Here is a 20,898-nt window from a genome sequence, read left to right as displayed (position 1 = left end):
GCATCGATGCACGCCTGCGCGTGCATCACGATGGGGCGCCCCGCCGCGTATTGCCGAAATGCGTGCGCGGTGGGGCGAAAAACGCCGCTCTGGGCTGAGAGCGGCGTGGTGGGGTCCGCAGCGGCACCCGGCGACGCCGGGGAAGCCTTGGTCGGTCAGACGTCGTCGTCGGGTGTCCGCCTGTCGGATTTCGCGTATTACATTTCTTTACGTTCGGGCGTGCGATTTTTCATGCAATCGTCGCGATGAACGCCTACACTTTCGCCACGCCTTTCGAGAAATCCGCCGCGCTTGCGCTCACGCCTGTGATCGCGCCCAGCGCGGTGTTTTTTTCGCCACTTCACGGCGCGTTTTCTTTTCAACCACCTAGGGAGTGCAGCGATGGGTCTTCTTTCGTTTATCAAAGAGGCGGGTGAAAAACTGCTGGGTCACGCCGATGCGCAAGCAGCGGAAGATCCGAATGCCGCGAACCAGACCGCGGCCGATGCGATCAAGAACTACATCAACACGCAAGGTCTCGACACGTCGAACCTGACCGTGGCGTTCGACGGCGCATCGCGCACCGTCACGCTGTCGGGCAGCGTCGCCGACCTCGACACGAAGGCGAAGGTCAAGGTCGCGGCCGGCAACGTGCAAGGCGTCGCGGGCGTCAACGACGACGATCTGCAGCCGGACGATCCGGAAGTTCAGTACCACGACGTGAAGCCGGGCGACACGCTGTCGGCGATCGCCAAGGAAGTGTACGGCGACGCGAACAAGTACCCGGCGATCTTCGAGGCGAACAAGCCGATGCTGTCGAGCCCGGACCGCATCTATCCGGGTCAGAAGCTCGTGATTCCGCCGCAGTCCTGAGCATTCGCGCAGCACTGACGCAAAAAAGGCAGGCCGATGGCCTGCCTTTTTTTCATGCGCGCCGCCCGATCGGCGGACAGCGGTTACAGCGTGTCGAATGCGCGTTGCAGCGCGTCGCGCCCGTGCATGCCGTTCGCGAGCGCAAGCATCAGCAGCACGCGTGCCTTAAACGGGCTCAGCGACCCGGCGCTCACGAAACCGAGCACGTCGTCGTTCGCGGCGCCGTTGCGCATCACGTGCCCCGAGCCGACGCGCGACGCACGCACCACGGCGACACCCGCTTTCACCGCATCGGCGAGCGCCGCCTGCAGCGTCGCGTGGATCGACCCGTTGCCGGTGCCCGCCACGACGAGGCCGCGCACGCCGGCCGCCACCAGCGCGTCGACGGCCGTGCGCGTCACGCCCGCATAGCTCGCGACGACTTCGACCGGCGGCCACGTGGCAGCAATCGCCAGGTGCGCATCGCGCGAGCGCGTCACGCGGCGCGCGAATTCGACGCGGCCGTCCTGCACCCAGCCGAGCGCGCCCAGTTCCGGCGACTGGAATGCGTCGACCGCGTAAGTGCTCGTCTTCACGACGTCGCGCGCGCCGTGGATCCGGTTGTTGAACGCGACGAGCACGCCCTGCCCGAGCGCGGCCGGGTGAGCGGCGACCGTCACCGCGTTCAGCAGGTTCAGCGGCCCGTCGGACGACAGCGCGGTGGCCGGCCGCATCGCGGCCGTCAGCACGACCGGCTTGTCGCCGGTCACGACCAGATGCAGCGCGTACGCGGTTTCCTCGAGCGTGTCGGTACCGTGGGTGATCACGATGCCGTCGATCGCCGGATCGGCCATCAGCGCGTCGATGCGCGCGGCGAGCGTATTCCAGAGCGGCAGCGCGAGATCCTTGCTGTCGATGCTGGCGACCTGCTCGGCATCGATGCGCGCGACCGACGCGAGCGCCGGCACCGCGTCGAGCAGGAAATTGACGCCGAGCGCGCCGGCCTGATAGCCGGCCGTGCTGGCGGCGTCCGGCGCGGCGCCGGCGATCGTGCCGCCGGTGGCGAGTACGGCGATGCGCGGCAGCGCCGGCGCGGACGAAGGAGTTGCGGTGTTCGAAATATTCATGGCCGCGATTGTAATCGCTCGCGGCCGGCATCCGGTAGGTCCCGTGCGCGCGAACGGAGCCGAACGCGTCGCATCATGGTTTGTCCCGATCGCCGGCGTGCGCACGCCGTCAACGGCCGCGTTGCCCGCCGCGTTATAAGTATGCCGTTTTGGTGTTTTCACATTGATTTGCCATAATCGGAGCGCGCGGCGCGATGTGACCCTGTTCCCATTGCGCCGGGCTTCGTGACGGCGTCGATATAAAACGCAATTCACCCCATGGGAGTGTCGAAATGAAAATCCAATCGCTCGTAGCCGCGGTCCTTCTCGGCGGCATGCTGGCTTCCCCCGCTTTCGCGGCGAACAGCCAGCAGGACAAGATGAAGGCCTGTAACACCCAGGCCGCCGGCAAGACGGGCGACGAACGCAAGGCGTTCATGAAGGACTGCCTGTCGGCCAAGCCCGCGAAGAAGATGTCGCAGCAGGAAAAGATGAAGGCCTGCAACACCCAGGCCGCCGACAAGAAGGGCGACGACCGCAAGGCGTTCATGAAGAGTTGCCTGAGCAGCCAGCCGGCCGCCTGAGTTCCGGTGCTCCCGCGCGAATGCCGCGCACCGCTTCGGCGGGCGCGGCATTTTTGTTTTCGTTGCACGCGCATCGACGCGCGCGATGACGCCGGATGCGTCGCCGCGCTGTCCGGCCGACGGCATCGCCGCCGTTGCGACATGCTCCACCGCCGTCCCTCCCCGCTTCCCTCCACGCGCCGTACGAATGCCGCCACATGGTGCGGCAATTCGCCGCGATTTCTTCTATGATGGCTGCAACGCGGCCCATCCAAGTACAAGAAGCGCCATCGGGCCGCCCTCGAGACGGACGCGCACACCGCGTCAAACGGAGGCATGGATGGCATGGAGACAACACCGCTGGTTCCGCCGCTGGCTGATCGTGATCGTGTTCTGGGCCGTGCCCGTCGCGATCGTCGCCGTGCGCGAGATCCGCGAGGAAATGGCGTACAACAAGGCCGACCTGCAGCTCGCGCTGACCACCTGGCAGCTCACCGATGCGCAGCAGGCGGCAGGCGCCGCCGCGAAGTGCCACGGCGATCCTGACGCGGCGCGCGCCGCCGGCTGCCCGGCCGACGTGCTGGCCGCCAACGCGGCACGTCAGCAGGCAGCCCGGGACGAATACGTGGTGCGCCGCAATACGCTCGCCGGTTATCTGTGGCATGCATTCGTCGGCTATTGGGTCGTGCCGGCCGCGTTCCTGTTCGCGTGCGGGGTCGTGATCGCGCTGATCCGCCGCGCGCTGCGGCGCCCGCCGATCAAACCGGCCGCCCCGCCGGCACCGCCCGTCACGCCACACTGACGCGCAGCAATCGCTCCCCTTTCCCCTTTCCCGCCGTCCCCGGCCGGCCGCGCGACGTATCGCCGTGCGCGCGCCGGTCCGTCCGTTGGCGCGCCGCGACACCGCAAAACGATTTGACGCTTTTTCACGCGCGAACGAAAAGGGATTGTAATCCGCTGTGATATAACTGCCGACGTGATCCGCTCCGTGAGCGAGACTCACTCCGAACGTCATCCGATGGAGAAGAACGATGCAAAAACGGAATCTTGTGCTAAAAGCCGCCGCTGCGCTTGTCGTCGGCAGCCTTGCGCTCACCGGTTGCACCACCACCCCCGACAAACCCGACAATGCCGCGACCAATGCGTCGAAGCGTCAGGCGATCGATTCGAGCGTCGACGCAACGCTGTCGCGCATGTATTCCACGGTCAAGGGTTCGCGCGAACTCGTCGCGAAGTCGCGCGGCGTGCTCGTGTTCCCGGACGTGATCCAGGCAGGCTTCATCGTCGGCGGCCAGTCGGGTAACGGCGCACTGCGCGTCGGTGGCAGCACGGTCGGCTACTACAACACGTCGTCGCTGTCGGTCGGCCTGCAGGCCGGCGCGCAGTCGAAGGCGATCGTGTTCCTGTTCATGACGCAGGAAGCGCTCGACGAATTCCGCGGCTCGGACGGCTGGGCAGCCGGCGCCGGTGCATCGGTCGCGCTCGTGAAGATGGGCGCGAACGGCGCGGTCGACACGACCACGGCCACCGCGCCGGTCCAGGTCGTCGTGCTGACCAATGCCGGCCTGATGGGCGACGTGTCGATCAACGGCACGAAGGTCACGAAGCTGAAGATCTGAAGCCGAGGCGTCCTCGCCCGTGCGCACCGCGCGCGGGCGACGTGCAAACGGCGATGTCCTTGCGGGCATCGCCGTTTTTTTATCCGCGCGCGTGGCGCGTCAGGTCGTCGAATCGATCACCTTGAAGCGCGAACGCTTCTGCGCGCGAATCAGCGACTGGTACACGTCGACGTACTGCAGCGCCATCCGCCGCGCCGTGAAGCGCTCCTCGAAGCGCTGCCGCACGCGTGCGCGCGGCAGCAGGTGCAGCCGGTTCACGGCGGCCACCGCGCTGATCTCGTCCTCGACGATGAAGCCCGACACGCCTTCGTCCACCACCTCCGGCACCGCGCCGCGATTGAACGCGATCACCGGCGTGCCGCACGACATCGCCTCGATCATCACCAGCCCGAACGGCTCCGGCCAATCGATCGGAAACAGCAGCGCATGCGCGCCCGACAGGAATTCGGCCTTCTGGTGGTCGGCGATCTCGCCGATGTATTCGACGTGCGGGAGGGCGAACAGGGGCTTGATCTCGCGTTCGAAGTATTCCTGGTCCGCCGCGTCGATCTTCGCTGCGATCCGAATCGGCAGCCCGCACTGGCGCGCGATGCGGATTGCCGTGTCGACCCGCTTCTCCGGCGAGATACGGCCGAGGAACGCGAGATAGCGCGGCTCGACGGGCTGCGGCAGGTACAGTGCGTCGGGCAGGCCGTGGTACACGGTCGTCAGCCATTTCGCCTGCGGCAGCGGCTGGCGCTGCGAATTCGATATCGAGATCACCGGCGCGGTGTTGAACGTGTCGAACACCGGTTGCTGCTCGGGCAGATCCAGCCGGCCGTGCAGCGTCGTCACGTACGGCGTGTCCTGCCGGTTGAAAACCGAAAACGAGTAGTAGTCCATGTGAAAATGGAGCACGTCGAAATCCTTCGCGCGGCGCGCGACCGTCTCCATCAGCAGCATGTGCGGGGCGACGCGATCGCGGATCGACGAGTCGAGCCGCAACGCGCGCGGCCACACCGGTTCGAGCCTGGCCCGGGTCGTCGAATCGCCGCTGGCGAACAGCGTCACGTCATGGCCGAGATCGACGAGCGCCTCGGTGATGTAGGACACGACGCGCTCCGTGCCGCCGTACAGCTTCGGCGGGACGGATTCAGTCAGCGGGGCGATCTGGGCAATTCTCATGGTCCACCTCTCCTGTGTCCTCGATCGGCCGGCACGGGGGCTGGGGCACACCGCGCTCCGTGCGGCGTGCGGCCGGCATCGCGCCGGCCGAATCTCTCATCATTATTCGCGATCTCGATGCCCGGAAGCACCGGACTTTCATTTTATGGGCGTTGTTACAGACAGGATACATTCGCCCGCGGGCCGTCCGTACCAGCTTCGAGGCGGCCGGACCGGCGCGGCGGGCGTCCGAGGGCGGGCGACCAACGGCCCACCGCTGACGGGCCACGCACGCACCGCCCCGCCCCGCCCCGCCCGTCAGCGTGACGGCCACTTCCACGGCGGCAAGTCGCGCGTATCCGCGTCGACGAGCACGGTCGCGCCGAGCTGCTTGTCGAGCACCAGCGACTCGCAGCCGGCCTCGCGTTCGAGCGTCGCAATGAGCCGCGCCGCGTGCGACACGACCAGCACCTGCGAACGCTGCGCGGCCTGCGCGATCAGGCGGCCGAGCGCCGGCAGCAGATCGGGATGCAGGCTCGTTTCCGGCTCGTTCAGCACCATCAGCGCGGGCGGCCTCGGCGTCAGCAGCGCGGCCGCGAGCAGCAGATAGCGTAGCGTGCCGTCCGACAGCTCGGCGGCCGACAGCGGCCGCAGCAGCCCCGGCTGGCGCATCAGCATGTCGAAGCGGCCGCGGCCGCCCGGATTGTCGATGTCGATCGATGCGCCCGGGAACGCGTCGTCGATCGCCGCGTCGAGCGCGGCGGCATCTCCGATTTCGCGAATCGTCTGCAGCGCGGCAGCCAGGTCGGCGCCGTCGTCCGCGAGCACCGGCGTGTGGGTGCCGATGTGCGACTGCCGGGCGGGCGCCTGCGCATCGGTGCGGAAATGGTCGTAGAAGCGCCACGATCGGATCCGCTCGCGTACCGCGATCATCTCTGGCGCGCCGACCGGATCGGCGAACTCGGTCATCATGCTGTCGAAGCTCGCGACCGGCTGCGGCACCGTGTGCCAGTCGCCCGACGCGGTGCGCGCGCGAATCTGCGCGCCCTGCCGGTCGACCAGCAGCGTCGACGGGCGCAACAGCGCGCCACCCCAGATGCATTCGCGCTTCACGACGGGATCGAGCGCGAACTGCGAACGGCTCGGGACCGGCAGGCCGAGATCGATCGCATAACCGAAATCGTCGCCCGCGAAACCGAGCTTGAGGCTCACGGGTCCATTGCGCACCGTACCGGTCACCGGCATCTCGCCGCTCAGCATCGCGCGCGAAAAGCGCTCGGGGCCGGCCCACAGCGTCGAGGGCAGCCCGCCTTCGCGCGCGAGCGACGGAATCACGCGCCCCTGCGCCGTATCGGCGAGCAGCCGCAGCGCGCGGTAAACGCTCGACTTGCCGCTGCCGTTCGGCCCCGTGACGACGGTGAGCGCCGCGAGCGGCACGATCAGCTCGCGCAGCGAGCGGTAGTTGGCGATGGCGAGCGTGTTCAGCGCGGTCATGGAAAGAAAATGGCGGCGGATATTGGCACGCGTTCAGCGGCCTTCGGTGGCCTTCGGATCGGCCGCGGTGTTGGCTGCCGTGCTGGCGGCGGGCGGCCGCGCATGCGGCCGTTCGGGGTTCGGCTCGTCCAGCGCCGAATCGTGCGGATACAGCTCCGTTCGGCTGCGCGGCAGGCATTGCGGAAAGCGCGCCTGCAGGTAGGCGATCAAGCCTTCGCGCACGCGGCAGCGCAGATCCCAGCATGCCGACGAGTCGGCCGCGCTGACGAGCGCGCGCAACTGCATCGTGCGCTCGGTCGCGTCGGTCACCTGCAGCACCTGCACGCGGCCGTCCCACTCGGGCGCCGCATGGACGAGCCGCGCGAGTTCCTCGCGCAGCGGCGCGAGCGGCGTGCGGTAGTCGACCGACAGGTACACCGTGCCGATGATCTCCGAGCTGCTGCGCGTCCAGTTCGTGAACGGGTTTTCGATGATCCACTGCAGCGGAACGACGAGCCGGCGCTGATCCCACAGCCGCACCGACACGAACGAGCCGGTGATTTCCTCGATGCGGCCCCACTCGCCCTGGATCACGACGACGTCGTCGAGCCGGATCGGCTGCGTGAGCGCGATCTGCAGCCCGGCGATCAGGTTGCCGAGCACCGGCCGCGCGGCGATGCCGGCAACCAGCCCCGCGACGCCGGCCGACGCCAGCAGGCTCGCGCCGACCTGGCGCACGTTCGGGAACGTCATCAGCGCGGCGCCGGTGCCGATGATCACGATCAGCACCATGACGGTCCGCACGAGCACCTTGGCCTGCGTGTGGACGCGCCGTGCGTGGAGATTGTCGGCCGCATCCATCGGATGGGCCTGGATGATCGCGTCGCCGACACCGGCCGCGAGCCGCACCAGCAGCCAGGTCAGCGACACGATGGAGCCGACCGCGGCCGCGGTGCGCATCCCGCCCACGAACGACATGCCGTCGTCCGCCTGGATCCACAGGAACTCGAGCGCGAGCAGCGCGAGCGTGACGAGCGAAGGTTTGTCGATGTAACGCAGGATCGCGCTCATCAACGGATACGGCTGCGCGATGCGCTTGACGATGCGTGCGCCGACACGGTGCACGATCACGACGACGAGCACGACGATGACCGACACGCCCAGCGTGCCGAGCCACGCATGCAACGGCGCATCGGCGATGCGCTGCAATTCCTCGATTGAAATCATCGGCGCCCGGGAATGCTTCGGTTATGAGGCGCGGCGGCCTCGTCCTGGATGCGTCGGCGACGTCCGGGCAACGCGCGCGCCCGGCCCCGGCGTCAGATCAGCTGCCGCCCCTGCAGGGGAACGCCTTGCCGAGACCGAGCGACACCGCGGTGCTCGCGTTGTAGTCGGCCAGCTTCGGGTTCTCCGCGATGTACTTGCGCACCGCGTCGGTCATCTGCTGCGCCCGGATGTCGGGCGGCAGGCAGAAATACTGCCCGACGCGCGGCCCCGTGGTACCGCCGATCGCGTCGATCGTGTTGTAGACGCCATCGGCGGCGCCTTCGATGTAGGCGGCGCACGACGCGCGCGACTTGACGTCCGTCTTCGCGCACAGCCGGTCGAGATCCGCGCCCGTGAAAGCCGCCGCCGACAACGGCACGGCGAACGCCGCGGCACAAAACATAGCCCGCAACATGGTGTTCCTTATGTCAATGCGGCCCCGGGCCGCTTGCTGCGCTGACCGGCGCGGCAGCCGGACGCCCGCGGCCGGCCGGGTACCGGACGACCGGGCGCTGCGCCACCGCGCCGAAACCGTCATTTTGCACTCTTTTGGCCATCTGCCGGCGCCGACGCACCGACGCGCACCGTCCGCTTGCTCAGGATGTCGATCGCGTCCGGTGCCTTGTAGTGCTTCGCGAACTCGAGCGCGGTGATGCCGAGCTGGTTCTTCACCTGCGGATCGGCACCCTGGTCGAGCAGCAGGTTGACGGTCGTCGCGTGGTTGCCGCGCGCGGCCATCATCAGCGGCGTCGTGCCGTTCGGCGATGCGGTGTCGATATACGCGTCGTGGTCGAGCAGGATCTTGACGACCTCGTCCTGGCCGTTGGTCGCCGCGTAGTGCAGCGGCGCCCAGCCCTTCTTGCTGACTTCCGCGCCCTTGTCGATCAGCAGCTTGACGAGCCCGACGTCGCCGTTCAGCGACGCGAGCATCAGCGCGTTCTCGCCTGCCTTGTCTTCCTTCTCGAGGTCGACGTTCGGCGTCGTGGCGATTGCGGCGGCGACCTTGTCGGACTTCTCGCGCGCGGCGATCACGAGGATCGGGTCGCCGTTCGGCGCGAGCGTGTTCGGATCGAGCTTGCCGCTCTTGAGCTGCTTGCCGATGTCGGCGATATCGTCGAACTTGACCGCCTTGACGATCGCGTCGAGCGACTCGGCATGCGCGCCGGCGGCGGCAAAGAGGCCGCTCGCGACGAGCGCGGCGGCGACGAGTGCGCGCTTGGGCAGGTATGTGGTCGGCTTCGTCATTGTTGTGGGCTCCTTCCCTGGGTTGTCGGCTGGCCGCGCGCCGTTAGCGGGCGATCTTGAACAGCCGGAAAAAGTTCTGTGTCGTCGCATCGGCGAGCGCCTCGACGGCGATCCCCCGCTCGGATGCGATAAAGCGTCCGACATGGCTGACGTACGCAGGTTCATTCGGCTTGCCGCGATATGGCACCGGCGCGAGGTACGGCGAGTCGGTTTCGATCAGCAGCCGGTCGAGCGGCACGCGCCGCGCGACGTCCTGCACGTCGGTCGCGTTCTTGAACGTGACGATCCCCGACAGCGAGATATGGAAGTTCTGCGCGAGCGCCTGCTCGGCAACGGGCCACGGCTCGGTGAAGCAGTGCATCACGCCGCCCGGCACGTCCGCGCGCTCCTCGGCCATGATTCGCAGCGTGTCTTCCGACGACGAGCGCGTATGGATGATCAGCGGCTTCATCGTCGCGGTCGCCGCGCGGATGTGCGTGCGAAAGCGTTCGCGCTGCCACTCCATGTCGGCGATCGAGCGGCCTTCGAGGCGATAGTAGTCGAGGCCCGTCTCGCCGATCGCGACGACCTTCGGGTGCGCGGCCAGCTCGATCAGTTCCGCGAGCGTCGGCTCCCGTGCGTCCTCGTGATCCGGGTGCACGCCGACCGACGCGTACACGTTGTCGTGCGCCTGCGCGATCGCGAGCACGTCGGGCAGCGTCTCGAAGTCGACCGACACGCACAGCGCGTGCGTGACGTCGTGCTCGCGCATGTTCTCCAGCACGGCAGGCAGGCGGTCGGCGAGACCCTTGAAATTGATGTGGCAGTGAGAATCGACGAACATCGTGGTTCCTGAATACGGTTGGCGGGCGCTCATGCGCTCGCCGGCAATCGTTTCCCCACCCGAAGGAAACAATACTCGCTCACGCGAACATTTCCCGATAACCGAGAAACAGTTCCTCGAATACGAGCCGGGCATTGAGCGGATGGTTCTCGACCGTCCGCTGGCGCGTCACGGCCTTCATGAAGCGCGCGAACGCATGCGCGTCGACCGCCTCCGCGCACCGCGCGAGCGCGGCCGCCTGCATCGGGAAGTAGCGCGGCGCGCCCGCCATCCGCTGCGCAAGCAGATCGTACAGCCAGCGCTGCAGCCAGCCGAGCACCAGCGGCACCGGCAGCTTCTGCAGCGTCTCGCCGCACGCGAACGGATCGCACGCGGCGCCCGCCGCGAGCTGGCCGAGCGTGAAATCGCGCAGCGGGCGGTTCTCGTCGCTCGCGAGCGCCAGCGCGGCGAGCGGCGCGCCGCCGGCTTCGGCGAGCAGCGCGCGCGCATCGTCGATACCCTGCGCCGCGAGCCATGCCGCGGCGGCGTCGGGCGCCGGCACGGTCATCGGCCACTGCCGGCAGCGGCTGATGATGGTCGGCAGCAGCCGGTCGATGCGGGCCGACACCAGCAGGAACACGACGCCGGACGGCGGCTCCTCCAGCGTTTTCAGCAGCGCGTTCGACGCGGCGACGTTCAGCGCCTCGGCCGGGTACAGCACGACGACGCGCGCGCCGCCGCGGTGCGAACCGACCCCGCAGAAGTCGAGCAACGCCCGCACCTGCTCGATCTTGATTTCCTTGCTCGGCGCGCGCGTCTTCTTGCCGCCTTCGTCCGCGTCGGCCGGCTTCGCGTCGTCGGCGGCGCCCGGCGCCTCGCCCGCGAGCGCCTCGGGCAGCACGATCCGGTAGTCCGGATGGTTGCCCTGCGCGAACCACGTGCAGGCCGCGCAGGTGCCGCACGGCTCGCCGTTCGGCTGTGGCGCCTCGCACAGGAAGCCCTGCGCGAGATGCTGCGCGAACTGCAGCTTGCCGATCCCGGCCTGGCCGTGCAGCAACAGCGCATGCGGCCACTGCGCACGCAGTTGCTGCAGGCGGTTCCAGTCGTCGGTCTGCCACGGATAGATCATGTGGTGCGTTCCTTCGTGTTACAGCGCGGCGAGCACGCGTTCGAGCTGCTGGCGGATGTCGGGAATCGTCTGCGTCGCGTCGACGATCGCGAAGCGGTGCGGCGCCTCTTCCGCGCGCCGCAGGTATTCGGCGCGAGTGCGCGAGAAGAATGCGTCCGACTCGCTTTCGAACTTGTCGGGCATGCGCGCGGCGCCGCGGCGCTCGCTCGCCACCTGCGGCGCGACGTCGAACAGCACCGTCAGGTCGGGCTGGAAGCCGCCCTGGACCCAGCGCTCGAGCGTCTCGAGCTTGTCGCGCGGCAGTCCGCGGCCGCCGCCCTGGTACGCGAACGTGGCGTCGGTGAAGCGATCCGACACGACCCAGTCGCCGCGCGCGAGCGCAGGCTCGATCACGAGCGCGAGGTGCTCGCGGCGCGCGGCGAACATCAGCAGCGCTTCGGTCTCGAGATCCATCGGCTGGTTCAGCAGGATCTCGCGCAGCTTCTCGCCGAGCTGCGTGCCGCCCGGCTCGCGGGTGACGACGACCTGCCGGCCGCTCGCGGCCAGCCTGGCCTGGAGGCGTTCGCAGAACCATTGCAGGTGGGTGGTCTTCCCCGCCCCGTCGATGCCTTCGAACGTGATGAATTTACCGCTCGCCATTATTGACCTCGTATGTACTTGTCCACGGCCTTGTTGTGGTCGCCGAGCGTGTCCGAGAACACGCTCGTGCCGTCGCCCTTCGCGACGAAATAGAGCGCGCTCGTCTGGGCCGGATTGATCGCCGCCTGCAGCGCGGCGACGCCCGGCAGGGCGATCGGCGTCGGCGGCAGCCCGCGGCGCGTGTAGGTATTGTAGGGAGTGTCCGCCTGCAGGTCGCGCTTGCGCAGGCGGCCGTCGTACGCGTCTCCCAGGCCGTAGATCACCGACGGATCGGTCTGCAGCGGCATCCCGATGCGCAGCCGGTTCGCGAACACGGCCGCGACGAACGCGCGATCGGCCGCGTGACCCGTTTCCTTTTCGATGATCGACGCGATCGTCAGCGCTTCGTAAGGCGTCTTGTACGGCAGGCCCGGCACGCGCGCGGCCCACGCTTCGTCGAGACGCGTCTGCATCAGATGGTACGCACGCCGGTAGATGTTCAGATCGCTCGTGCCCTTGTCGAACAGGTAGGTGTCGGGGAAGAACAGCCCCTCGCCGCTGCCGCGCTGAATCGCGCTGTCCGGCGCACCGATCGCGCGCAGCAATTCGGCGTCGCTCATGCCGGCCGTCGCGTGCGCGAGATCGGGATTGCCGTCGAGTTCCGCGCGCATCCGCTTGAAGGTCCAGCCTTCGATCACCGTCGCGACGTACTCGTTCACGTCGCCCCGCGCGATCTTCTGCAGCACGTCGTACGGCGTGATGCCGGTCTTGAATTCGTAGTTGCCGGACTTGAGCCGACTCGACAGCCCGAGCAGGCGCGTCATCGCGACGAAGCCGAGCGGCTCGATCGGCACGCCGCCGCGCTTGAGCTGCAGCGCGACGCTCTTCACGCTGCTGCGCGGCTTGATCGTGACGTCCAGCGACGCGGCACCCAGCAGCAGCGGCCGGGTCGCCCAGTAATATCCGCCGCCCGCGCCGGCAGCGGCCACAACGACGGCCAGCGCCACGACCGTCGCGGCGCATTTCTTCAGTAGGGACATGGAAACGAGACTCAGGTAAGACCCATATAATACTTGCTCGCCTTCGTCAAAGTCAGGGTTGACTGTTCCCTCATTCCATGAGCACACCGTTCGCTTCACCGGCTGCACAGCCCGCATCCGTCTCGCTCCCCGTTTTCCCCCGCCCGTCAGCCGCCGATTTCGACACGCCGGGCGCCTGCATGCCGCTTGCGCAGTTCGGCGTGATCGACGTGGCCGGCGACGACGCCGCGACGTTCCTGCACAGCCAGCTCACCAACGACATCGAACATCTCGATGCCGCGAGCGCGCGCCTGTCCGGCTATTGCTCGCCGAAGGGCCGCCTGCTCGCGTCGTTCCTCGCGTGGCGCGCCGGTCACGGCGTGCGCCTGCTTGTCTCGAAGGACGTCCAGGCCGCCGTGCAGAAACGGCTGTCGATGTTCGTGCTCCGTGCCAAGGCGAAACTGACGGACGCGAGCGACGCGCTCGCGGTCGTCGGCTTCGCGGGCGACGTGCGCGACGTGCTGTCGGGCATCTTCGACGCGCTGCCGGACGGCGTGCACGTGAAGGTCGACGGCCCGGCCGGGGCGCTGATCCGCGTGCCGGACGCGGCCGGCCGCAAGCGCTACCTGTGGATCGGGCCGCGCGCGGAAGTCGACGCGCGTCTCGCCGCGCTCGCCGGCACGCTGCCGGTCGTGTCGCCGGCCGTATGGGACTGGCTCGACGTGCGCGCGGGCGAGCCGCGCATCACGCAGCCGGCCGTCGAACAGTTCGTGCCGCAGATGGTCAACTTCGACGTGATCGGTGCCGTTAACTTCCGCAAGGGGTGCTACCCGGGCCAGGAAATCGTCGCGCGCAGCCAGTACCGCGGCACGATCAAGCGCCGTACCGCGCTCGCGCACGTCGCCGGCGAGACCGACACCGTGCACGCCGGCGTCGAGCTGTTCCACAGCGACGACCCGGGCCAGCCGTGCGGGATGATCGTCAACGCGGCGGCCGCGCCCGCGGGCGGCGTCGACGCGCTCGTCGAGATCAAGCTGGCCGCGCTCGACAACGGCACGGTGCATCTTGGTTCGGCCGACGGTCCTGCGCTCGCGTTCGACGCGCTGCCGTACGCGTGGCCGACGGAAGCGTGACGCACTGACAACCCGTTCGCACGCCGGCGCGCAGATCGCGGCCGGCGCCCGAAGTTTCCTGCGAGAGATTCGCCCGATGTGTCTGATTGCCTTCGACTGGCAGCCTGATGCCGCCGCCGGTCCCGTCTTTACCCTGACCGCCAACCGCGACGAATTCTTTCGCCGTACCAGTGCGCCGCTTTCGTGGTGGGAGGACGTGCCGGGCGTGCTTGCCGGCCGCGATCTGGAAGCGGGTGGCACGTGGCTCGGCGTGTCGCGCGACGGCCGCTTCGCGGCGCTGACAAACTACCGCGCGCCGTTCGACATTCGCGCGGGTGCGCCGACCCGCGGCAAGCTCGTGTCCGATTTCCTGCGCGGCCCGTCCGTCGCGCCGCTCGACTACCTCGGCGAGCTGGCCGAGCACGCGGCCGTGTACAACGGCTTCAACCTGCTGGTCGGCGACTGGAAGCGGCGCGAACTCGCGTGGTTCTGCAATCGCGCGGCCGAAGGCGAAACCGGCGTTGCGGCGCCGGTCGCGATCGGCGCCGGCGTGCATGCGCTGTCGAACGCCCGGCTCGATACGCCCTGGCCGAAAGTCGTGCGCAAGCGCGCGGAACTCGGCACGCTGCTGACCGACAATCCGACCCCGTCGCTCGACGAGCTGATCGAGCTGATGCGCGATCCGCGTGTCGCGGACGACGACGCGCTGCCGCACACCGGCATTCCGATCGAGCGCGAGCGGGCGCTGTCGGCCGCGTTCATCGAGACACCCGAATACGGCACGCGCGGCACGACCGCGCTGCGCGTGACGATGAAGGAAGGCGTGCGGCTGACGGTCGACATCAAGGAACGCTGCGACGACGACGGCTCGCACCGCACCGTTCGGCCTGGCAGTTTCGAGCGCGCGTTCACGTTCGACATCGACGCGACGCAACCGCGCTGAGCCTGCCGCGCACGGCACTAGGGCGTGCGCGCCATCTCGACGTGCGGCACGCCGATTTCGACGAACGGTTCGCCGATCGCCGCGAAGCCGTGCCGCACGTAGAACGACACCGCGGTATCTTGGGCGTAGAGCCGCACGACCGGCTCACCGCGATGCCGTGCCGCATCCAGCAGCGCATGCAGCACGTCCGATCCCGCGCCCTGCCCGCGTGCGTCGGCCAACACCGCGACGCGGCCGATCGTGCCGTTGCGCAGCAGCCGTCCCGTCGCGACCGCGCGGCGCGCGCCGGTCGCCGCATCGACACGGTAGGCAACCGCGTGCAGCGACAGCGGATCCTCGTCGTCGAGTTCCCATTCCGGCGGAATCCGCTGCTCGCGCACGAACACCGCATCGCGAATACGTGCGGCATCGCCGCCCAGCACGGCCCAGTCACCCGTTTCCACCCAGCCGTCGGTCATCGCTTCCTCCGCGCGGCGCCGGGCGCCGCCGCCATCAAACGTCGTCGAATGCGGCCTTGAGCGCCGCCACCGCGTCGGCATGCGCGGCCCGCACCTCCGGTACGTAGCCGCCCATCTTGAAGAACTCGTGGATCATCCCCGGATAGCAGACCAGCGTAACCGTATTGCCGGCCGCGCGCAGCTTGTCCGCGTACGCGGCGCCCTCGTCGCTCAGCGGATCGTATTCGGCCGTCGCGATCCAGGCCGGGGCCACTCCGGCGAACGACGGCGCGCCGCGCGTGCCGTCGAGCGGCGCGAAGCGCCAGTCGTCGCGGTCGGATGGATCCCGCACGTATTGCGTGAAGAACCACTGGATCGTGTCCTGCGTCAGCAGGTAGCCGTTTGCGAGCCGTCCGTGCGACTCGGTGTCCTGGTAGCCCGTCACGCCCGGATAGATCAGCAACTGCAGCGCAAGATCGATGCCCGCGTCGCGCGCGAGCACCGCGCAGACGGTCGCGAGCGTACCGCCCGCGCTGTCGCCGCCAACCGCGAGCCGCGTCGCATCGATGCCGAACGCGGCAGCCTCGCGATGCAGCCAGCGCAATGCGTCGTCGGCGTCGTTCACGGCGGTCGGGAACCGGTGTTCGGGCGCGAGCCGGTAGTCGACCGACAGCACCGCGCATCGCGCGTCACGCGCGAACATGCGGCACAGCGCGTCGTGCGTATCGACGCTGCCGACCGTGAAGCCGCCACCGTGGTAATAGACGAGCGCCGGCAGCGGTTCGGCGAGGCTCGGCTCGACCGGCAGAAAGAGCCGCGCGCCGATCGTGCGGCCATCGCGCGTCGGCACGACGCAGGCCTCGACCGAATGCATCGGCGCGGGCGCGACATCGAGGATCGGCGCACTCTTCTCATACGCGGCGCGCGCCTGCTGTGGCGTTTGGTGGTGATAGGACGGGCGCTTTGCGCGCTCGACCATGTCGAGTATCTGGGCGATCTTCGGATTCAGCGGCATCGGTGAGGACGGCGCGCGCGGCGCCGTGAACGGACAAGCGTCACATGATGCCACGCGCGGATCAGACGAGTTGCACGAGCTACTTACCGAAATTGTGGCCTGTCAGGAACCCGAGGAACGCGTCCGGCGCCCGCGGCGCCTTGCGGGCGTGACACGAGCAGGATCTGGCGGTTGATCGTGTTCATGGCTGTCTACGCGGCTTCATTCGCGCCGTCATGCCCTCCCGTTGCGAATCCGTGCCGCAAAACAAAACGGCCCTGCCTGTGACCCGGCAGGGCCGCGCGTCCCGGCGCTTACGCGTCGCTCGGGCCGGGCTGGGCGTCCGGCGCCGTACGCGTGCGTTGCCGCTTGATGTCGCGACCCACCGCGAGCCGCCGCATATACTTGAACGTCCCGAGCGCCTTCGCGACGAAGTTGCCGTCGCTGTCGCGCACTTCACCTTCGCAGTACGCCATCGTCGTCGAACGATGCATCACGCGTCCGTATGCGCGCAACTCGCCGCGCCCGGGCTGCATGAAATTCACCTTCATCTCGACCGTGACGACGCCGACGCCGTCGTCGGTCAGGCTCCGGGCGGCCATCGCGAGCGCGATGTCCGATAGCGTCATCGTCACGCCGCCGTGCGCGATGCTCCACGTGTTCATGTGCCGCTCGTCGAGCGGCAGCACGATCTCGCTCGCACCATCCTTCGCAGACACGAGTCGCACGCCGAGCAGATCGACGAACGGGCTTTCGATCGACGGGCCATCCGTCGGGGATGCCGCGTCGCTCATCGTGCTGCGCTTTCGGACAGGTAGTCGACGCACTGGCGCGATTCCGCCACCGCAACGACGAATTTCTTCACTTCCTGGTGAACCGGATGCACCTGGTACGCATCGAGCGCGGCCTTGTCCGTGAAATCGGACACGAGCACGACGTCCGACGTGGCGTCGAGGCCCGGCGTCGCGATGCCGACGTCGAGTTGCAGGATGCCCGGCACGAGGTCGCGGCAGCCTTCGAGCTTTTCCTTCAGCTTCAGCGCGTTCTGCGCACGCGTGCCGCCTTCCGCCGATTCTTTCAGCTTCCACATGACAATATGTCTAATCACTTCGTTCGCTCCAGTTCGTGATGGTTCGGGAATTTGCCCGAAACCCTTACCAGTTAGGCGCTCAATGCCCTTCCACCGTTCGCTTACGTTCGCCGAAAATCGTGCCCAGCCGAGAAAAAAGGGGGTACAAAAGGGGGTATCATTTCGACCATCCAGAGACGATACCCCCTTTTTCACCGTGCCACTTACCGACATCAAGATCCGACAAGCGAAGGCAGGCAACAAGCCTACCAAACTTACCGACGGCAATGGACTGTATCTGTTGGTGAAGCCGTCCGGCTCCAAGCTCTGGCGATACAAGTACAGAATTGCGGGAAAAGAGAATCTCTTCGCGATCGGCGAGTATCCCACCGTCACCCTTCAAGACGCGCGCGCGGCACGCGACGATGCCCGTGAACTCGTCAAGAAGGGGCTGCATCCTTCCCATGCGCGCCAGGAAGTCCTGTCCGCGCGTATCAACGAAGGCAAAGCAACTTTTCGAGCAGTCAGCGACGAGTGGCTGGAGAAGAAGCGAAAGACGTGGACCGAGCGGCACTTTGGCGAGATTCTGCGCATGCTCGAAGCCGATGCGTATCCATACATCGGAAACCGCCCGATGCGCTCTATTACCGCCCATGACGTGCTTGCTTTGATGCGTCGAGTCGAAGAGCGAGGCTCCCCTTCCGTAGCGATCAAACTGCGCCAGTACGTGTCCAACGTGTTCCAGTATGCGGTGATCACACTGCGAGCCGATACAGATCCCGCATCGGTGCTGCGCGGCTCGGTCCTGAAACCTCCGACAGAGAATGCTCGGGCGTTGAGCCGCGAAGAACTGAAGAGGCTCTTTCGCCAGCTTCCCACCTACAAGAGCAGACGAACCGCGATTGCGATTCGATTGCTGATGATGCTGTTTCCGCGAACGATCGAGCTTTGCCGTGCGCGATGGGAAGAGATCGACCTGGAAACTGCCGAATGGAAGGTACCCCCGGAGAAAATCAAATCACGACGCCTGCACATCGTTCCCCTTCCCACGCAAGCGGTGAAACTGCTGCACGAGCTGCAGGAGATGTACGGAAATCGCGGTTATATCCTGCCGATTCTGCATAGCAATCGAAAGCGCCCACACATGAGCCGCGCAACGATCAACCGAGCAATCGACTACATGGTTCCGGATAACCCTGAACCGATAACTGGACATGACTTTCGGGCAACCGCGTCGACCAACCTCCATGAAATGGGATGGAAGGACGAAGTCGTTGAAATGCAGTTGTCGCATAAGGACAAGGACAGGACTCGCTCGACGTACAACCATGCGAAGTATTTACCGGAGCGTCGGGAGATGATGCAAGCGTGGGCGAACTGGCTCGATGATGTCGAGGAAGAGGCACTCCAAGACGGGGGTACCGCGAGCATCCCCATCAGTAACCGATGATGCAACATTACCGCAACATTAAGGCGTCCAATATTGAAGCTTCAAAACCACGACAAGCAGTTCGTCTGCACGATCTCGGAGCTCCTGATATTCGTAGCGTTCGGTCACACCCCGAATCGATTGAAGTCTTGCGCGCCAATATGCGGGATCACCTATGATCGCCCCTAGCGGAAACTCCTCACGACTCTCACGAAGGGTTTTAAGGGCGTATGTCACATGCGCCAATTCTCTTTCAATCGTTACATAACGATCATCCATTCTCTGGCCCCGTTAATTTAGCGTTGATGGCACCACGTCAATATGGGGCGCCATTAGCTTGACCCACTAGCCACCGCGATCAAATTTTATGAAAAATCTAAAGCACCTTATACCAACCACCTACCCGAGCGACTCTCATTCTAGCTTGTATACAGCACACCCAGACACTCAATGCCGATGCCGGGAATAAGCCGCAATGATCGGCAGAATTTCGTAAAACACAAGGAATAACATTGAAAAAAAAGCGATCGCCACTGCACCACCGATTAGCGAAGATCTCCTTCTCGACACCTCATTTCCAAAAGGATCCCGGGATCCGCAAATTCTGCAGCGAATTGAACTAGCCCTAATTGAATTGTTGCAATGAATGCAATCCTTTGTGAAAACAAAGGGTTCGTCCTGCTCGTCGGACTCAGATAGGCTTTTACTCATACCATCCTCTTTGGGGTTTTTATATCATCAGAATTAATCACATCAGATACAAAATCACGTAGCAGAGGCAGGAACTAGGCGCGGCTTCGTCAAGCTATAAGATATAGTACTAAAAATAGAGCTCAGATTGGCAATGCCACCATTCGAATTAGTACAGGTATCTGAATAAAAATATGCGGGCCCTGTGGCAATTGACTGCATCGTTTTGCATGGCGACAAGGGATCGCTTCCATCGCTACATGTGGACGACGCACTACCACCGCCGATATACGCGACCGTGTATATAAGTGTTCCTGCTCCTTTCGCCGTGGCTGCAGTATTTATTGCCGCTTGACATTCTGTTCCGTAGTTTGACTTATACGTAGCACCGAGTTGTGTCTGGCTTGATGACGCATCGCCGTCGCTCAATAGAATGATGACATTTTGACCGGGGGGGTGCTGCGTCGAGGACAGAGACTGCAACGATTGCTGCGCTGCCGAGATCACTTGGGCATAGTAAGTCCCCAGTCCTCCGGGAGCAGCGAGTCCGCTACACGAGCCGCCACCTAGAGCCTGGACTAATCCGGAGCTCGTATTGGCTGCGCCATTGCTACTCAGGAATCCTGTTCCCAACTTGCTGTATTGATAACCGGAGCTTGCCGCCGCCGAATAGCTTCCCGCGATGCCGGGAGCGCTGCTACTGCACGAGAAGGAGTAGTTGGAGGACATGGGGGGAAACGCCATCAGCCCCACGTTATCTCCAGCGTTGCTCAGCGTCGTAAGAAGCTGCATTGCAGCAGCTTTTGCACATGCAAGTCGCGTTTGCACTACCCCCTTCGCATTTTTACAGTTGCTATCGTTTGTGTTCATCGACGCAGTCGTGTCGAGGATGATCATCACGTTGTATTGAGCGGGCCCGCCTGCACCACCGGCAACAGCAGTCGAGGTCGCCGAGACAGTCGTCGCCTTGATGCCGAACACGCTCGCAAAGAAGGTGGGAACGCTGGCTTTCTGCGTAACTTGAATGCCGTTGTAGCCGGATACCGCCTGTTTGTAGGGGAGCTGAATACTTGTCAGGGTCAGTCCGGTCACGGACGTTGAGCTGACGGTCACTCCCCCCGGAAGTTGGTTGGCCTGGCCGGCCGAGTAAGCTACCGCGTCACTGTATGCCGTGTTCCACGACTGACTCCAGAGATCTGTCGCCCCTGCAAGTGCCGCAGCATCGGTGGCTGCCTGCAAGCGCCGTTGCGTATAGACCATGTAACCGACATCCACGCAAATCGCGGCGAAGCCCAGCAGCGCGACTATCGATGCAGCAACAATAATAATGACTGCGCCGCGTTGACGGCGCATCGCTTTACCGAGTAGTTTTGGAGCATTCATTTTTTTCATCCCTTTTTCTTTTTAAGA

22 protein-coding genes are annotated in these 20,898 nt (G+C 65.8%); 7 read left to right on the top strand and 15 right to left on the bottom strand.

The window, feature by feature from the left end; genetic code table 11:
* Positions 1-381 precede the first annotated feature (381 nt).
* Positions 382-852 (top strand): peptidoglycan-binding protein LysM, encoded by a 471-nt coding sequence (gene lysM / locus WS75_RS08435; RefSeq protein WP_021162125.1) that lies wholly within the window; start codon positions 382-384, stop codon positions 850-852.
* A gap of 83 nt (positions 853-935) precedes the next feature.
* Here the strand turns inward: lysM and WS75_RS08430 are convergent, their stop codons facing one another.
* A complete protein-coding gene (locus WS75_RS08430) occupies positions 936-1,958 on the bottom strand; it encodes an asparaginase (RefSeq protein WP_059680076.1) in 1,023 nt (340 codons plus the stop codon).
* 272 nt (positions 1,959-2,230) lie between these two features.
* On the opposite strand from WS75_RS08430, the gene WS75_RS08425 reads away from it, so the two are divergent.
* The 3 genes from WS75_RS08425 (at position 2,231) to WS75_RS08415 (ending at position 4,119) form a co-directional block, all read left to right on the top strand.
* On the top strand, positions 2,231-2,521 hold the full coding sequence (locus tag WS75_RS08425; RefSeq protein WP_044843641.1) for a PsiF family protein: 291 nt from the start codon (positions 2,231-2,233) through the stop codon (positions 2,519-2,521).
* 319 nt (positions 2,522-2,840) lie between these two features.
* Positions 2,841-3,302 (top strand): hypothetical protein, encoded by a 462-nt coding sequence (locus tag WS75_RS08420; protein WP_059680075.1) that lies wholly within the window; start codon positions 2,841-2,843, stop codon positions 3,300-3,302.
* Positions 3,303-3,531: 229 nt separating this feature from the next.
* Positions 3,532-4,119: a BPSL1445 family SYLF domain-containing lipoprotein gene (locus WS75_RS08415; protein WP_059680074.1), complete on the top strand. Its 588-nt coding sequence runs from the start codon at positions 3,532-3,534 to the stop codon at positions 4,117-4,119.
* 99 nt (positions 4,120-4,218) lie between these two features.
* Here the strand turns inward: WS75_RS08415 and WS75_RS08410 are convergent, their stop codons facing one another.
* From WS75_RS08410 to mltG, 9 genes are all read right to left on the bottom strand, one after another.
* Positions 4,219-5,283 (bottom strand): glycosyltransferase family 4 protein, encoded by a 1,065-nt coding sequence (locus WS75_RS08410; protein ID WP_059680073.1) that lies wholly within the window; start codon positions 5,281-5,283, stop codon positions 4,219-4,221.
* 297 nt (positions 5,284-5,580) lie between these two features.
* Positions 5,581-6,756, bottom strand: a complete 1,176-nt coding sequence (locus tag WS75_RS08405) for an AAA family ATPase (RefSeq protein ID WP_059680072.1) — start codon at positions 6,754-6,756, stop codon at positions 5,581-5,583.
* A gap of 33 nt (positions 6,757-6,789) precedes the next feature.
* Positions 6,790-7,962: a mechanosensitive ion channel family protein gene (locus WS75_RS08400; RefSeq protein WP_059680071.1), complete on the bottom strand. Its 1,173-nt coding sequence runs from the start codon at positions 7,960-7,962 to the stop codon at positions 6,790-6,792.
* Positions 7,963-8,059: 97 nt separating this feature from the next.
* Positions 8,060-8,416, bottom strand: a complete 357-nt coding sequence (locus WS75_RS08395; RefSeq protein WP_006755340.1) for a Rap1a/Tai family immunity protein — start codon at positions 8,414-8,416, stop codon at positions 8,060-8,062.
* A 119-nt stretch (positions 8,417-8,535) separates the two neighbouring features.
* Positions 8,536-9,246: an ankyrin repeat domain-containing protein gene (locus tag WS75_RS08390; protein WP_059680070.1), complete on the bottom strand. Its 711-nt coding sequence runs from the start codon at positions 9,244-9,246 to the stop codon at positions 8,536-8,538.
* Positions 9,247-9,289: 43 nt separating this feature from the next.
* Positions 9,290-10,069: a TatD family hydrolase gene (locus WS75_RS08385; RefSeq protein ID WP_059538079.1), complete on the bottom strand. Its 780-nt coding sequence runs from the start codon at positions 10,067-10,069 to the stop codon at positions 9,290-9,292.
* 79 nt (positions 10,070-10,148) lie between these two features.
* Positions 10,149-11,177 carry a DNA polymerase III subunit delta' gene (locus WS75_RS08380; RefSeq protein ID WP_059680069.1) on the bottom strand — a complete coding sequence of 343 codons (1,029 nt, stop codon included), beginning with the start codon at positions 11,175-11,177 and terminating at the stop codon, positions 10,149-10,151.
* 18 nt (positions 11,178-11,195) lie between these two features.
* Positions 11,196-11,816 (bottom strand): dTMP kinase, encoded by a 621-nt coding sequence (tmk, locus tag WS75_RS08375; protein ID WP_059604208.1) that lies wholly within the window; start codon positions 11,814-11,816, stop codon positions 11,196-11,198.
* Positions 11,816-12,835, bottom strand: a complete 1,020-nt coding sequence (mltG, locus tag WS75_RS08370) for an endolytic transglycosylase MltG (protein ID WP_059680068.1) — start codon at positions 12,833-12,835, stop codon at positions 11,816-11,818. Before mltG ends, tmk begins: the two co-directional genes overlap by 1 nt.
* A 77-nt stretch (positions 12,836-12,912) precedes the next feature.
* Between mltG and ygfZ the strand changes: the two genes are divergently transcribed.
* Positions 12,913-13,947 (top strand): CAF17-like 4Fe-4S cluster assembly/insertion protein YgfZ, encoded by a 1,035-nt coding sequence (ygfZ, locus tag WS75_RS08365; protein ID WP_059680067.1) that lies wholly within the window; start codon positions 12,913-12,915, stop codon positions 13,945-13,947.
* Between the two features lie 76 nt (positions 13,948-14,023).
* Positions 14,024-14,869, top strand: coding sequence for an NRDE family protein (locus tag WS75_RS08360; protein ID WP_059680066.1), 846 nt, complete (start codon positions 14,024-14,026; stop codon positions 14,867-14,869).
* Between the two features lie 17 nt (positions 14,870-14,886).
* Here WS75_RS08360 and WS75_RS08355 read toward each other — a convergent pair whose 3' ends face one another.
* The 4 genes from WS75_RS08355 to WS75_RS08340 all read right to left on the bottom strand — a co-directional run bounded on the left by WS75_RS08355 (position 14,887) and on the right by WS75_RS08340 (position 17,408).
* Complete coding sequence (locus tag WS75_RS08355) at positions 14,887-15,327, bottom strand: GNAT family N-acetyltransferase (RefSeq protein ID WP_059680065.1); 441 nt, start codon at positions 15,325-15,327, stop codon at positions 14,887-14,889.
* Between the two features lie 34 nt (positions 15,328-15,361).
* Positions 15,362-16,321 (bottom strand): alpha/beta hydrolase, encoded by a 960-nt coding sequence (locus tag WS75_RS08350; protein WP_059680064.1) that lies wholly within the window; start codon positions 16,319-16,321, stop codon positions 15,362-15,364.
* A gap of 293 nt (positions 16,322-16,614) precedes the next feature.
* Positions 16,615-17,094, bottom strand: coding sequence for a PaaI family thioesterase (locus WS75_RS08345; protein ID WP_006753420.1), 480 nt, complete (start codon positions 17,092-17,094; stop codon positions 16,615-16,617).
* Positions 17,091-17,408: a Dabb family protein gene (locus WS75_RS08340; RefSeq protein WP_059680063.1), complete on the bottom strand. Its 318-nt coding sequence runs from the start codon at positions 17,406-17,408 to the stop codon at positions 17,091-17,093. The genes WS75_RS08345 and WS75_RS08340 overlap by 4 nt, the downstream gene beginning before the upstream one ends.
* A 178-nt stretch (positions 17,409-17,586) precedes the next feature.
* Here WS75_RS08340 and WS75_RS08335 point away from each other — a divergent pair, with 178 nt between their 5' ends.
* Entirely contained in the window at positions 17,587-18,819 is a 1,233-nt protein-coding gene (locus WS75_RS08335; protein WP_059680062.1) for a tyrosine-type recombinase/integrase, read from the top strand.
* 744 nt (positions 18,820-19,563) lie between these two features.
* Here WS75_RS08335 and WS75_RS31710 read toward each other — a convergent pair.
* A complete protein-coding gene (locus WS75_RS31710; protein WP_082729536.1) occupies positions 19,564-20,880 on the bottom strand; it encodes a pilus assembly protein TadG-related protein in 1,317 nt (438 codons plus the stop codon).
* Positions 20,881-20,898: the final 18 nt, after the last annotated feature.

This window comes from Burkholderia sp. FL-7-2-10-S1-D7, from assembly GCF_001524185.1.
In the GTDB taxonomy this organism is placed as follows: domain Bacteria; phylum Pseudomonadota; class Gammaproteobacteria; order Burkholderiales; family Burkholderiaceae; genus Burkholderia; species Burkholderia diffusa.
The sequence above is the reverse complement of the archived record's forward strand: the minus strand, read 5'-3'. Positions and strand labels throughout refer to the sequence as shown.

Bases quoted from the DNA above. Each gene is read 5' to 3' on its own strand.
- WS75_RS08385 (WP_059538079.1), bottom strand. From the start codon at position 10,069: ATGTTCGTCGATTCTCACTGCCACATCAATTTCAAGGGTCTCGCCGAC.
- WS75_RS08345 (WP_006753420.1), bottom strand. From the start codon at position 17,094: ATGAGCGACGCGGCATCCCCGACGGATGGCCCGTCGATCGAAAGCCCG.
- WS75_RS08425 (WP_044843641.1), top strand. From the start codon at position 2,231: ATGAAAATCCAATCGCTCGTAGCCGCGGTCCTTCTCGGCGGCATGCTG.
- WS75_RS08415 (WP_059680074.1), top strand. From the start codon at position 3,532: ATGCAAAAACGGAATCTTGTGCTAAAAGCCGCCGCTGCGCTTGTCGTC.
- WS75_RS08430 (WP_059680076.1), bottom strand. From the start codon at position 1,958: ATGAATATTTCGAACACCGCAACTCCTTCGTCCGCGCCGGCGCTGCCG.
- WS75_RS08380 (WP_059680069.1), bottom strand. From the start codon at position 11,177: ATGATCTATCCGTGGCAGACCGACGACTGGAACCGCCTGCAGCAACTG.
- lysM (WP_021162125.1), top strand. From the start codon at position 382: ATGGGTCTTCTTTCGTTTATCAAAGAGGCGGGTGAAAAACTGCTGGGT.
- ygfZ (WP_059680067.1), top strand. From the start codon at position 12,913: ATGAGCACACCGTTCGCTTCACCGGCTGCACAGCCCGCATCCGTCTCG.
- WS75_RS08350 (WP_059680064.1), bottom strand. From the start codon at position 16,321: ATGCCGCTGAATCCGAAGATCGCCCAGATACTCGACATGGTCGAGCGC.
- WS75_RS08410 (WP_059680073.1), bottom strand. From the start codon at position 5,283: ATGAGAATTGCCCAGATCGCCCCGCTGACTGAATCCGTCCCGCCGAAG.
- WS75_RS08355 (WP_059680065.1), bottom strand. From the start codon at position 15,327: ATGACCGACGGCTGGGTGGAAACGGGTGACTGGGCCGTGCTGGGCGGC.
- WS75_RS08405 (WP_059680072.1), bottom strand. From the start codon at position 6,756: ATGACCGCGCTGAACACGCTCGCCATCGCCAACTACCGCTCGCTGCGC.
- tmk (WP_059604208.1), bottom strand. From the start codon at position 11,816: ATGGCGAGCGGTAAATTCATCACGTTCGAAGGCATCGACGGGGCGGGG.
- WS75_RS08420 (WP_059680075.1), top strand. From the start codon at position 2,841: ATGGCATGGAGACAACACCGCTGGTTCCGCCGCTGGCTGATCGTGATC.
- WS75_RS08400 (WP_059680071.1), bottom strand. From the start codon at position 7,962: ATGATTTCAATCGAGGAATTGCAGCGCATCGCCGATGCGCCGTTGCAT.
- mltG (WP_059680068.1), bottom strand. From the start codon at position 12,835: ATGTCCCTACTGAAGAAATGCGCCGCGACGGTCGTGGCGCTGGCCGTC.
- WS75_RS08390 (WP_059680070.1), bottom strand. From the start codon at position 9,246: ATGACGAAGCCGACCACATACCTGCCCAAGCGCGCACTCGTCGCCGCC.
- WS75_RS08395 (WP_006755340.1), bottom strand. From the start codon at position 8,416: ATGTTGCGGGCTATGTTTTGTGCCGCGGCGTTCGCCGTGCCGTTGTCG.
- WS75_RS08360 (WP_059680066.1), top strand. From the start codon at position 14,024: ATGTGTCTGATTGCCTTCGACTGGCAGCCTGATGCCGCCGCCGGTCCC.
- WS75_RS31710 (WP_082729536.1), bottom strand. From the start codon at position 20,880: ATGAAAAAAATGAATGCTCCAAAACTACTCGGTAAAGCGATGCGCCGT.